General features: G+C 67.2%; 7 protein-coding genes. 1 reads left to right on the top strand and 6 read right to left on the bottom strand.

Going from position 1 to position 13,352, the window contains the following annotated elements:
* Nucleotides 1-226 precede the first annotated feature (226 nt).
* The 5 genes from ggt to AC1D1Y_RS06920 form a co-directional block, all read right to left on the bottom strand.
* Nucleotides 227-1,993 carry a gamma-glutamyltransferase gene (ggt, locus tag AC1D1Y_RS06940; RefSeq protein WP_477681688.1) on the bottom strand — a complete coding sequence of 589 codons (1,767 nt, stop codon included), beginning with the start codon at nt 1,991-1,993 and terminating at the stop codon, nt 227-229.
* 39 nt (nt 1,994-2,032) lie between these two features.
* Complete coding sequence (locus tag AC1D1Y_RS06935) at nt 2,033-2,893, bottom strand: dienelactone hydrolase family protein (protein ID WP_477681687.1); 861 nt, start codon at nt 2,891-2,893, stop codon at nt 2,033-2,035.
* Nucleotides 2,880-6,791, bottom strand: a complete 3,912-nt coding sequence (locus AC1D1Y_RS06930) for a beta strand repeat-containing protein (RefSeq protein WP_477681686.1) — start codon at nt 6,789-6,791, stop codon at nt 2,880-2,882. Before AC1D1Y_RS06930 ends, AC1D1Y_RS06935 begins: the two co-directional genes overlap by 14 nt.
* A 15-nt stretch (nt 6,792-6,806) precedes the next feature.
* Nucleotides 6,807-9,824 (bottom strand): porin, encoded by a 3,018-nt coding sequence (locus AC1D1Y_RS06925; protein ID WP_477681685.1) that lies wholly within the window; start codon nt 9,822-9,824, stop codon nt 6,807-6,809.
* 366 nt (nt 9,825-10,190) lie between these two features.
* A complete protein-coding gene (locus AC1D1Y_RS06920) occupies nt 10,191-11,081 on the bottom strand; it encodes a dienelactone hydrolase family protein (RefSeq protein ID WP_477681684.1) in 891 nt (296 codons plus the stop codon).
* A 258-nt stretch (nt 11,082-11,339) separates the two neighbouring features.
* Between AC1D1Y_RS06920 and AC1D1Y_RS06915 the strand changes: the two genes are divergently transcribed.
* Nucleotides 11,340-12,293: an ornithine cyclodeaminase family protein gene (locus AC1D1Y_RS06915; protein ID WP_477681683.1), complete on the top strand. Its 954-nt coding sequence runs from the start codon at nt 11,340-11,342 to the stop codon at nt 12,291-12,293.
* 18 nt (nt 12,294-12,311) lie between these two features.
* On the opposite strand, the gene AC1D1Y_RS06910 is transcribed toward AC1D1Y_RS06915, so the two are convergent.
* The gene (locus AC1D1Y_RS06910) at nt 12,312-13,223 is read right to left on the bottom strand and encodes a LysR family transcriptional regulator (protein WP_477681682.1); all 912 of its coding nucleotides are present in this window, start codon (nt 13,221-13,223) and stop codon (nt 12,312-12,314) included.
* Between the last annotated feature and the right edge of the window lie 129 nt (nt 13,224-13,352).

Raw genomic sequence — 13,352 nt, 5'->3', positions numbered from 1 at the left:
GGATGCAAGGCGCGGTGCGACGCCCATAGTTCATCTATGGGCTAGCGCCGCAACGCCGCAGACCGCCCGAGAAGGCGCTTGCCCTTCGGGTTGGGGTGAAATCGGGCGATTGAGCCACCCGGGCCCTTGCATGGGCATAAGCCCATGCGGCGTGCCCGGTCGGCCCACTCATCCCGATTGCACCCCAACGTGACCCCACTTAGATCGTAAACAGGTTCTAAACGCCTCATTCCCCCAGCACAAATCCTTCGCGCCGCGGATCGGCGCCGCCGACCAAACCCTGGGGTGTCACCACGATGCCCTGCAGGCCGCTGGTGAACTCGATGGCCTGCACCTCATGGCCCAGCGCCTTCAAAGGGCCGGACAGCTTCTCGAGCTCGCTGCCCAGCTCGACCTCGGTGGCACGGTTACGGCTGCCCATATTGGGCAAGGAAATCGCCTGCTGCACGTCCAGGCCCCAGTCCAGCACGCCCACCAGCGTCTTGGCCACGTAGTTGATGATGGCACTGCCGCCGGGCGAGCCCACCGTCATCTTGAGCTTGCCGTCGGCGTCGAACACCAGCGTGGGCGACATGGTGCTGCGCGGGCGTTTGCCGCCTTCGATGCGGTTGGCCACCGGCAAGCCGTTTTCTTCGGGCGCAAGCGCGAAGTCCGTCATCTGGTTGTTCAGCAAAAAGCCGCGCACCATGATGTGGCTGCCAAACACCGCTTCAATCGTCGTCGTCATGGACACCGCGTTGCCGGCCGGATCAATCACCGAGATGTGACTGGTCGCCGGGATCTCCGATTCCTCATCGGGTGCCCAGGCCATCTTGACGCCGGCCGGCACGCCCGGCGCGGCGCGCTTCATACTCACGTCGCTGCGGATCAGCGCGCTGCGGGTCTTGAGGTATTCGGGCGAAACCAGCGCCGTCGCCGGCACGTTCACAAAATCAGGGTCGCCCACGTAGTAGTCGCGGTCGGCATAGGCCAGGCGGCCGGCTTCCGAAAACAGGTGCACGGCCTCGGTGGAATTCGGCCGCACGCCGGACATCGGGAAGCGCTCCAGCGCGCCCAGCATGGCCAGCACCGCGATGCCGCCCGACGACGGCGGCGGCATGCCGCAGACCTTGTAGGCGCGGTAGGTGCCGCACAGCACTGTGCGTTCCCGCGCCTGGTAGCCGGCGATGTCCTGCAGCGTCATGCCGCCGGGCTGGGCCTGGCCGTTCACGGCGGCCGAGATGTCACGCGCGATCTCGCCTTTGTAAAAAGCATCCGGGCCTTCCTTGGCGACGCGCCTGAGCACCGCCGCGAAGTCCGGGTTCTTCAGCGTGGCGCCCACGGCCAGCGGCTCGCCGGCCGTGTCATAAAAATAGGCGCGTGCATTCACGTTGGCACGCAAGGTCTTGTCGAGTTTGATCACGGTGTGCAAGCGCTCCGACACCGCAAAGCCGCTTTCGGCCAGGCGTATGGTGGGCTCGAACAGTTTTTCCCAGGGCAGCTTGCCGTGCTTCTGGTGCGCGAGTTCCATCACGCGCAGCAGGCCGGGCACGCCGACGGACTTGCCGGAATTGATGGCCTCCCTGAGCGGCAGGGGTTTGCCCTTGGCGTCGAGGAAGCGGTCGCCTTTGGCCGAGGCCGGCGCTTTCTCCCGGCCGTCATAGGCGTTGAGCGCCTTCTGCGTGGCGTCGTAACTCACGATGAAGGCGCCGCCGCCTATGCCCGAGGATTGCGGTTCGGTCAGGTTCAGCATGACGGCGGCGGCGATGGCCGCATCCACCGCGCTGCCGCCGGCCTTGAGCATTTCCTGCCCCGCGCGTGTCGCATGCGGGTTGGCCGTGGCGATCATGAATTTTTTGGCGCTGACGGCCTTCTTTTCGGTGTAACCCGAGGAAGGCTCGGGCGCGACATCCTGGGCCGGTACCGGCTGCAGCTGCGCGTGCACCGCCGCCTGCGACATGAAAAAAACAAAACCCAGCTGCGCCAAAGCGCGTGCTCTTGTGTGTAAACGCATCGTCTTTCCTTGTGAGATTTTGGGAATAAAGGTGCCCGCTCAGTGAGCCGGCAGATGTCTGGCGAAAAATTCGCGGATCCTCGCGTGGGCGGCGACGCGTGCGGCGGGGTTGCCGCCCACATGCACGGGCTTGCCGCCGCGCACCACGTCTTCGCGCAGCTTGACGGCGCTCAGCTCGTCAAAGCCGTGGTAGGCCTCGGGGTAGACCTCGATATCGACGGGCTGCCCGCGCTCCTTGCTGCGCTCGGCCAGCTTCTGGCAGTAGCGGGCCGGCGTCCAGTCGTCGAGCTCCCCCGCCAGGATGAGCAGCGGCGCATAAGCCACGTAGTCGGGCCTGGCCGCCAGCGTCGAGGCGCAGCCGGGGTACATGGCGATCGCCGCGGCAAAGCCGGGCGCGCCCTGTTTTTTCACCGGCAGTTCGGCATTCATCACCTGCACGGCCGCCGTGCCGCCGTGCGAAAAGCCGATGGCGCCTATCTTGCCCGTCACCACGTCGGCACGCGTGTTGAGGTATTCGATCGCGCCGTAGGCATCGAGCCAGCGCTGTTCTTCCTGGATGGAACGGGCCTTGGGCGTGACCGTGCAGATCTGCCTTTCGCCGCGCGGGTTGAAACTGTCCACCAGCAACACCCCGTAGCCCATGCCATTGAGCAGTTTGGCGGTGTCGCGAAAACGCTGGGTGATAGCGCCGTTTTTTCCCAGGGCACCGGCGCAGCCGTGGAACATCACCAGCGCGACAAAGCGGCCCTCGGTCGCCGGCTTGTAGAGATAGCCGTCCAGCACCAGCCGTTCCGTACCCTGCCAGCGGTCCAGGCTGGGGAACTGCACTTTTTCCTGCGCCAGGCAGGGCAAGGCCAGCACCGCCAGCGCGGCCAGTTGCCATGCCTTAACGCGCCACATCAAAGCCCTCCACCTTCAGCAGGTTCGGTTCTTCAACGCGCAAGGCCTGCGTGTTCTCACTGGGCTCATGGTCGGCCGCCGACCCGGGAGCTTCATCATGGGTAGAGGCAACGATGGCGGCCTGCTGGCGCGCCGCATCGCTGGAGCGAACGGGCGGCACCACGGGCGCGGGGAAGGACGGCGGCCGCACATCGATGGCGCCCGAGAGTGCATTGCCCACGCGCACCGAAGAAAAGCCGGCGACCTGGCCGATTTCCGTGCCGTCCCAGTTGAGCTGGCCTACCGCGCCGTCACCTATGCCAATGGTGGTGCCCGGCGTCAACTGCTCGAGGGTGAGCACGCCGCCGGCACTCGCGATGCGCACGGAGCCGGTGCCGGTGGAGGTCGGCGAGCTGTCGTAGCTGTCGGTCTTGAAGCTGATGTTGCCGGCGCCGCGCGCTTCAATCGTCGCCACGTCGGTGCTGGGCCGGATGGCAATGCCGGTGCCCGAGCCCGCCGCGATGCCGGACAGCGTGATGTTGCCGGTCTGCGTGAGCCAGCTGTTTTTGCCGCTCGCCATGTTGATGCCGTCGCCGCCGCCCGTCGCCGTGCCGGTGGCCGACAGGTCGCCGCCCACGCTGCGGACCGTGTTGGTGCCGCCTGCCGCCAGCGAGATGCCGTTGCCCGACCCGACCGCCTTGCCAGCCAGCACAAGCTGCCCGTTGCCGGTGGATTCAATCAGGTTGGTGCCCGAGCCCAGCGCCAGCGCGCTGCTGGTGCCGGCCGATTGCGCATTGATGGTCAGCGCGCCGTCCACCGTGCGCAAGGTGTTGTTGCCGCTGGTGCCCATGCCCAGCCCCGAACCGGCGCCGGTCGCGGCCGATTGCGCGTTGACGCTGAGGCTGCCCTGGCCGCCGGCCTGCACCAGGTTGTTGCCGGTGGCCATGGACACGCCGACACCGCGCGCGCTGTTGCCGCTCAGGCTGATGTTCCCGCCCTGCGACAGCACCGAATTGTTCAGCGAGCCGAAGGTGATGCCGTCACCGCCGTTGCCGCTGGTGCCCGACATCGCCAGCTTGCCTCCGGCGGTCTTGACCTGGTTGGTGCCACCGGCCAGCGAAATGCCGTTGCCCGAGCCCGCGGCCGTACCGGCCAGCGCCACCTGTCCGGCCCCGGTCGCTTCGAGCGTGTTGCTGCCCGAGCCCAGCGCCAGCGCGCTGCTGGTACCGGCCGACGAGGCGTTGACCGCCAGCAGGCCGTCAACCGTGCGGACGGTGTTGGTGCCGCCGCTGCCCATGGTCAGGCCCGAGCCGGAGCCGGCGTTGCCGGACTGCACGTTGAGCGTGACGTTGCCGCTGCCGGCCGCCTCGACCAGGTTGTTGCCCGAGCCCATCAGCAGGGCGCTGCCGCCGGTATTGCCGGCCGTGAGGGTGATGCCGCCCGCGCCCGAGGTGAGGATTCTGCTGCCGCCGGTCAGTGCGATGCCTTGCGTGGCGCCCGCGCCTGTGCCCGACACCGAGATGTTGCCGCCGCCGGAACTGAGCGTCGCGAGGTTCATCGCGACCGGGCGATTCGCCGTGAGCATGATGTTGCCCGCGCCAGTGGACTCGACCTTGGCCTGGGCCGCGCCGTCGCCCAGCACGATGGCGCTGCCTGTGCCCGTGGCCGTGCCGTTGATGGCGATGTTGCCGCCCGCCGTGCGCATCAGGTTGGTGCCGGTGATCATGGACACGGCATTGCCCGAGCCGCTGGAGCTGCCGGTCAGCGACAGGCTGCCGCTGCCCGTGGCCTGCAGGGTGTTGGTGCCCGAACCTATGGCCAGCGCGCTGCTGGAGCCTGTCGATTTGGCGTTGATGCTGAGCACGCCGTTCGCGACGCGAATCGTGTTGGTGCCGCTGGAGCCCATGGTCATGCCCAGCGCGTTGCCGGTGGACTCGGCGCTGATGGTGATGTTGCCGGCGCCGGTCGACTGGATGATGTTGGTGCCGCTGTTCATGCCGAAGGCCGTGGCGTCGGCATTGCGGGCATTGATGGTGATGTTGCCGCTAGTGCTCTGGATGGTGTTGGCGCTGGTGCCCATGGAGAAGGCCTGGCCCGTCGCGCCCTTGGCGTTGATCAGGATGTTGCCGGCGGCGCTGCTCAGCAGGCTGCCGCCGCCCACCATGCGAAAACCTATGGTGGTGACGCCGCCGCCCGTGGCGTAACCGGTCGTGGGATCCGGGCCGCCGCCTATGGTGATGTTGCCGCCGTTGCTCACGACCTGCGCGCCCGAGCCCATGGACACCGACCCGACGGCAGAGCCCCCCGCGGAGGCCGAGTTCAGCACCACGTTGAGCTTGGCCGTGCCGGAGGTGATGTTGGCATTGACGTTGACGTCGCGATTCGCCAGCAGGGTCAGGGTGCGGTCGGTGGCGCCGTTGTAGGCGATGGCGCTGCTGACCGTGATGTCGCCCAGCGACGTACCGGCGCTGGCCGTGCTCACGGTCACGTTGGCCGTTCCCAGCTGGTTGACCAGCGTGGTGGTGTTGAGGATGGACGTGGCGCCCGAGCCGGTGAAGGTGTTGCTGCCGTTCCAGGTCGCAGTGTTGCCGCCCGTCGAGATCGTGATGTTGGTCGGGTCCAGCAGCAAGGAGCCCGCGCCGCCATGAGCCGCCGTGAGGTCGGCCGTGCCCGCGTAATCCAGGAAATTGACGCCCGACACTTCGGCATTGCCGCCCTGGCCGCTCGCCGCGCCGCCTTTGGCGCTGATGCTGCCGTAGTAACGCGTGCTCTCGTCCGACCAGGCCACGACCTTGCCACCGTTGCCGGTGTTCACGGCGTCGGCCTTGATCTGCGCATCGGCGTCGACAAAGGTCGCGCGGGCGCGCTGCTCGCTGCCGGACCCCTGCCAGTTGCCGCCCAGCAGCGCGGTGCCGCCGCCGGCGTCGCCCGAGGCATCGACCCGCGCGCCGGCAAACAGGCCGACCTTGTCGCCCAGCACCTTGACGCTGCCGCCGGTCTGGCCGGCGCCGTAGCCCGAGGCGTCGAGCGTGCCGCTGACGGCGACGACGCCAGTGTCTCCACCTTCAAGCCGTATCACACCATTCCTGTTCGTCAGGCTTCTGGCCTGCACCGTGCCGCTGTTGTTGAGCACGGTGGCCAGCGGGTCGCCGCCCGAGCGGGCGGCCAGCACGACCAGCCCGCCGTCGGCCTGGATGGCGCCGCTGTTCGAGGCCAGCGCCGCCAGCGCGGCGCCGTCCACTTGCAGGTTGAGCAGGCCGTCGCCGTGCAGGTCCAGCGTGACGGCATTGCCCGCGCCCATGGCCACGGTGCCGCGTTGCGCGCTGATCGTCCCCTCATTGGCGACCTGGGGGCCTATCAAGGCGATGTAGCCGCCCTCGCTCGCCGTGAGCGTGCCCTGGTTGAGCACTTGTCCAGCTGCGCCGGCGCCCTGGGTGAAACGCATGTTGCCCGCGGCGAAGTCGGCGTTCGAAATGTCCAACGTGCTGGCCACCAGCCCGCCGACGTTGATGCTGGAGCCCGGCGCGAACAGCACGCCCGCGGCATTGACCAGGAACACTTGCCCGTTGGCATTGAGCTGACCGTAGATGCGGGAGGGATCATTCGACATCACGCGGTTCAGCGCGATGGAGGAGCGCGAGGGCTGCACGAAGTTCACCTTGGCCGCCGAGCCGATGTTGAAGCTGTCCCACTGCGCCGTCAGCTTGTCGCTGAGCTGGTTGACCGTCAACACGTTGCCCGAGGCTGCGATGCTGCCCGAACCGCCGACCACCTGGCCGTTGGTGGGCAAGGCATTGCCCGGCAGCGCGTCGGCGAAAACCCGCCCCGCCTGCAGCGCCAGCACGGCCAGCATGACGGCGTTCAGCAGGGGACGGAATGAGCGGGCGGAGTGGGAGAAGCGGCGGTGGACGGAATGCATGCGTGACTCTCTTTCTCAGAACCTGTACTTGAAACCCAGGCCGTAACCGGTCACGTCGGCGCCTACGCCGGGCGCGTTGCCGGACGAGGCGAAGACGGCGCCGGTGCGGAAGTTGTAGCTCGCGGAGCCGTCGTTGCGGATGCGCGAATAGGTGCCGTAAACGCTGAGGTTTTTGCTGACGGTGCGGTTGAAGCCCAGCGCCACCAGGGTCGCCCCCAGGCCCGCGGTCGAGCAGGCGCGCAGCGCGGGGTCGTTGGACACCACGCTGCAGGTGCCCGGCGAAGCGCGGCCGGCGCTGGCGCGCAATTCCCACGGGCCTATGGTGTGCGTCACACCGACCAGCCCGGCTCGGCGGCGATAGCCTTGCAGGTCCAGCACCGTGTTGCCGGGGATGACGTCCGACTCGGAATACGAGAGCTTGTCGAGCAGCAGGGAGAAGGTCGTCGAGCCCACCGTGTAGCTGGCGCCGAAGCTGGCGGCCCAGTCGCGTGACGAGCTGCCCTGCGTCACCGCCGTGGCCGACGAGCCGACGCCGCGGTTGTTGCGGCCCAGGCTGGCGATGCCGAAGTACTGGTTGTGCTGCTCGTAGGCGATGCCGAATTTGAACGGACCATTCACGTAAGAGCCGCTGAAACCCCAGGCCGAGCCCGCGCCCAGGTCGGGCGCGGGGCGGCGCCCGTTGTTCGAATAGGCGATACGCGCCGACAGGCCCTTCCATTCCGGCGTGGCGTATTGCCACACGCCCGGCTGCCGGCGTATGAAGGCCGCGTCGTCGTTGTTCGCGTCGCCCACTTCGGTGACCGGCCCGGCCACGCTGGACGAGCCCACGCCCAGGCCCGGTGAACCGATGATGCCGCCCGCGCCGCCTATGCCGTAGTCGTTGAAAGGATCGAACTTCGCAGTCATGTCGCGAAAGGGCATGGTCCACTGGCCGTAGCGCACGGCGCCCCAATCGGCGCTGCGCAGGCCCACGCCCGCATCCTGCAGCGTGGTCGCCGCGTTGGATTCAGGGCGCTCGGAACTGGGGCCGGACTTGGGCACGTACTTGTAGGCCACGCCGGCCTCCACCTGCCAGAAGGCCTCCAGCCCGCCGCCCAGGCCCAGCGCGCCGCGCACCCCGATAGAGGATGAAGGGTCGCTGATGCGCAGGTAGGAAGGCAGCTGCCTGCCCGTGGGCGCGGCCGACTGCGTGGCGCCTCGCGGGCCGGCTTGCGTCGCGCCGTCGCGGGCGACCTGCTCGAACTCCAGGCCGAAGCCGCCGAAGATTTCAAACTTGTCGGCACTCAGTTCCGGATCGTCCGACAGCGAGGAACCCAGCCCGGCGAAGGCTTGCGGCGCCCCGCTGACCTGCAGCCACAAGGTCGGGCTGTGCGAGGCTTCGACGGTGCTCGGCGTGCTGGAAGGTTTGAAGGCCACGCCGACGCTAACGGTCAGCGCCTTGGGCCGCGTGAAGACCAGCCCGAGGCCGGCGCCCTGCAAACTCCTGTGGTTGCTCACCTGCGCAGGGTCCCAGGGATTTTTGTCGATGCGCACGCGGCCCGCGTCGTAAAAGAGAAACCCTTCCACACCGAAGCCGCCCAGCCGGCCCAGGCCATGCCGCAGCTCCAGCCGGGACAGCCAGCCCTCGTCGCCCGCGCCCTCGCCTTGCGGATAGGCGCGCACGCCGTTGGGGCCGCCCAGGAAAAACTCTTCCGACGAGTCGAGGTTCTTCGAAGCCTGCTGGCCCGACAGCGACGCATGCAGCGTGAAGCCGCCCGGCAGTGCCTGCAGGCGCGAAAGCGCCCAGTTGAGCTTGTTGAACTTGCCGGCCGTCTGGGCCGCGCGCGCGTCGAAGGCCGCGTCCGACATGGTGTCGCGGCTCAGGCGGCCGCGCGTCAGGCCCAGGGAATAACTCGTCAGCGCGGGGTTGCCGGTCACGCCGTCGCGCCAGTCGCCGTAGAGGTCCAGCCTGGCCAGGGTCGACGACTTCTTGACGTCCAGGCCGGCCTGGTTGACGCGGTCTATGTAGTTCTTCTGCTCCAGCGTCAGCTGCCCGGTCAAGTTGGACTGCCTGCCGCGCATGAAAGGGTAGGCGACAAAACCGCTGAGGCTTTCGCCCTCGCCGCTGGCATCCAGCGGCGCGAAGTCACGACCAATTTTATAGAGCAGGTTGGTGTAAGCCAGGCCCGCGCGCAGGCCGGAGCCGCCCAGGGGCGCGGACACCCCCAGCGTCTGGGCCGTCAGGCCCTCGAAGCTCGTGATGCCTTTTGCGCTCCAGGYCTCGCCCAGCCCCAGCCAGTCGTTGGCCGACAGCTCCACCGTGAGCCGGTTGCGGCCGGTGTAGCTGTTGCCCTGGTTGTCGAAACCGAAGCGCGCCTGCGCCAGTGGGCTTTCATTGACGCGCACCACCAGGTCGGCCGTTCCGGGCTGGGCGCCCGCGCGCAGCACCGAACGCACGGTGATGCCGGGGAGGTCCGACAGCAGCAGCAGCGCGCGCTCGATCTCGTCCTCACGGATCACCGCGCCGGGAACCAGGCCGTCTATGAAGCGGCGCGCGACCTCTTTGTCCAGGCGCACGTTTTTGGCGGGCTCCACGCTCACCGTGCCCAGCCGGCCCTCCTGAATGTCCAGCCTGACCGTGCCGCCCGCAATGTCCTGCGCGGGCAGGTTGGCGCGTGCCACCAGGAAGCCGCGCGAGCGGTAAAAGCGGGTGATGCGAGCGGCGGCCTCGGCCAGCGCCTCGAAACCGATCTCGCGGCCGGTGAAACCCTGCAGCTCTGCGGCCAGGGCCTGCGCGTCGATGGAGTCGTTGCCGCTGAACTCGAAGCGTGTCACCACAACACGCGCGCCGGTGTCGGTGGACACCGCGCGGCTTTCTTCCGCGGGCTTTTCAATCACAGCCGGCGCCGGGTTGCTGATGCCCGGCGCGCGTTCGCGGATGGACTCCAGCATGCGGCCGGCGTCGGGCGCCTGCGCGAAGGCGCCATAACCGGAAAGCGCCAGCAAGCCGCCGATGACACTGGGTTTGAAAGGCCGGCTTCTGGATCTGTTCACGTTGGTTGCTTGCATCTGTAGTTTTTGAAAGGCTCTCCACCGGTCCCGTGCCGCGCATGAAAGCTGGTTTCCCCCGCCGGATATTTGACTTGTATTTATCTGTAAGGGCCAGTTCGAAATACCCGCCCATATCCATAACCTGAGGTTATTTATCTACGCAGAAAATATGTATCCGCGTGCGCAAAGCGGGGGAGTGTGGCATCACGGTATGGCTCCTTCCCCCGCTGGGGGAAGGCTGGGATGGGGGCCCGCGGCGTCTGATGTTGCGCCGTGTGTGTATGCAGGCCGGCGGCCCTCACCCTAACCCTCTCCCAGAGGGAGAGGGAACAAGATGAGAGGACTTTGTGAGCGGTGCTCTGGAGCCCGTTAACGCGCGAGGAACTTGCCGAAAAAGGCTTCGGCGCGCTGCTTGCTGTCCTCGGCCGCCAGCTTGTTGGCCTGCACGGATTCGCGCTTGCGTGTGGGCGTGTCGTAGGAGTGCTCGACACCGGGATACAGCACAAACTGCCAGTCGCTGCCGTTGCGCTCGGCGATCCCGGAAAGCTGCGCGCAGCGTTCCGGGTTGACCTCCTCGTCGTCCGTGCCGATCAGCAGCAGCATGGGCGCATAGCTGCGGTAGCTGCTGGTGAACCTGCGCATGACCTGGGCGCAAGCCGGGTACATGCTCAGGAAGGCGCGGAAGCCGGTTGTCTCGGTCGGCGCCTCGATACCGGGCGCCGTGGTGGAGGCCGCGGACAGCGCCGTGCTGCCGCCGTTGGACCAGCCCTGCAAGAACACCTTGTCCTTGATCACGCCTGGCTGGCCGCGCAAAAATTTCAGTGCCGCGTAGGCGTCCAGCGGCCGCACCGTGATCTCGTTGACGCTGGCCGGCCGGCTACCGTCGTTGGTGCCGGCTTCAAAACCGCGCGCATAGCCACGGGGTCCGAAGGAGTCCACCAGCAGCGCGACATAGCCGCGCTCGACCCAGAACTTCACCCACATCACATGGCGCGAGGACAGCGAGTCGGCGTCAAAGGTCTGCTTGAGCGTCGAGTACAAACCGCCGCGCCCGTGCAGCATCACCACCGCCGGGTGCGGGCCCGGCGTATCGGGCGCGTACTGGTAGGCCACCAGCGTCGTCTTGCCGTCCTCGCTGGGGAAGTTCACGGTTTTCGCTTGTTGCGCCCACGCGGCCTGGCCCGTCGCCAGCAAGGCGAATACCAAAGCACAAAGTTTGAAACCGGCACGGAAAATAAACCGGAAGGCGGGCATGTTCATGAGGGCTCTTTCAGGCAAGCAGCAACGCAAAGGCGGAGTGCGCGGCCATCATGGCAAACGAAGCCCCGCGGCGTCAAGGCTTGCGGCCGCACGCCGGCCGCCATGCGCATCGGCTCACCAGAGGGGCCCATAACTTCAGGTTATCGGGCTCGCAGAAATGTGATGAGGGCGGGTCCGCAGGCCAACTTAGGATGAACTCATCCTCGGCCCCAAGCTCGGCTTTATCCGGCCGGGCCCTCTTTTCTGAAAGTACTTTTCATGATCCACACCTATAGCGATGAAGACGTCGCCCGCACCATCAGCTGGCGCGAAGTCCTGCAGGACCTGCCCGCCGCCTTCGAATCCCTGCGCAACGGCGACGCGGCCATCCAGGCGCGCCAGCGCATTGACTGCGGCAGCTGGAAGCTCAGCGGCATGGGTGCGCTGTGGGAAAGCCGCGGCGTCGCCGCGTACAAGACCTACACCAGCCTCAACGGCCAGTTTGACTTCCTGGTCAACCTCTTCGACCTGGCCCGGCAGGACCACCATGTCATGCCGGCGGCAGAGATCACGCGCGCCCGGACGGCCGCGATGACGGCCTGGGTGGCGCGTAAGACCACTCGCCTGGGCGCAAAAAAGATGGCGCTCTTCGGCCTGGGCATCCAGGGCCGCACGCACCTGGAGGCCCTGCAGGAAACGATAGGTTTTTCCGAGATCGCCGTCGTCGACACGGCCGACGTCTCACGCGCCTGCGAAGCGCTTGCCGCGCGTTACGGCATAGCGGTGCGCCAGGTGTCGCCACAGGAGGCAGTGGCCGGCGCGGACCTCGTCGTCACCGTGACGCGCTCCAAGCAGCCGCTGTTTGACGGCGCCTGGCTGCAACGCGGCGCGGCGATCTGCGCGGTGGGCACCAGCCTGCCCAACGGCACCGAGATCGACCAGGTCAGCCGGGCGCGCAGCGACCGCGTGATCGTCGAGTGGAAGCCGCAAAGCCTGGTGGAAGCCGGCGAGATCGTGATGGGCCTGGCCGACAAAAGCCTGGATGCCTCGCAGATCAACGACCTGCCGGAGTTGCTGGGCAGCGAAGCTCCCTGGCGCCGTTCGCCCGAGGAAATCATCTTGTTCAAGGCGGTCGGCGTCGGCCTGAGCGACCTGGTCGCCGCGCGGCGTGTGGTGGAAGGTTTGCGCGGGCAAATCGTCGCGAAAGATGCCGTCACCGCCAGCCAGTACTAAGGCTCGCTAGCCGGCCTCTCAAGCTCGCGGTCGCCAGGTTGCGTCCTGGACTTTCTGGAGTTCATCGCTCACGCACTGCGTGAGCGCACGCATGATGTCGGTGACGGCCGCCGCCTTGAGGTACATCGCGCAGACCGGAAACTCGGCGCGCGGCTCCAGCGGCAGGACCTTGAGCTTGTCGGAAAAGAAGTTGGCGCTGGCCGAATCCACGATGGCCACGCCCTGGTCCAGCTCGGCCAGCCGCACCGCCATCTGGTAGGTGCGCACCGCCGTCTTGCCCTGCTGCCAGCTGAAGCGGTTGGCGTACCGCGAATAGATGCGGCCCAGCGGGTCCTTGCCCGAAAGTTCTATCAGTTCCATGGTTGCCAGCGCTTCGGCCGAGATCGATTTGTTGCGTGCGTATTTGCCGAGTCGCGCGGGCAGGCTGGCAGCCACCAATTGCAGGTGGCCTATCTCCACGCAGTCCAGCGAAGGGTGCAGCGGCGGGTCGAAGGCGATCGCCAGGTCCACCTCGTGCATGAGCAGCTTTTGCATCATGTCCTCTGTGTGGCCGGTGTTGAGCTCGCTGCGCATTTTGGGAAACAGTTTTCGGGCGGCCAGCACCGCGGACGGCAGCACGCTGTTGGCCAGCGACGCGACGGCCGCCACGCGCACCGCCTTGTCGGCGCCCAGCTTGAGGTTGCGCGCGAGTTCGCGCACCGCGTCGAGGCCGCCCGTGGCCTGTTCCACGACGGGGGCCAGGGCATGTGTTTCCTTGGTCGCCACCAGCCGCTTGCCTTCGCGGTTGAAGAGCGCGAAGCCGACGGTCGCCTCGGCGTGCTGCAATGCCTTGGTCACGGCGGGCTGCGACACATGCAGCAGGCGCGCCGCGCCGCTGATGGTGCCGGTGCGCAGGATGGCCTGCAGGACTTCAATGTGGCGGGTTCTCATAGAAACAAGCGTTGTGGTTGGCGGCGTCCACGTTGGAAGGCAAAGGCCTGAAGCCGGGCAAGCCCGTCAAGGCATTTTGCATTGAAATCCGCGAGGGGCCGAGGTATTTGACACCCGCACGCTCTCGCG

The organism is Polaromonas sp. P1_G1, assembly GCF_056405595.1.
Note: the sequence above shows the minus strand (reverse complement) of the source record. Positions and strands in the feature narration are given on the sequence as shown.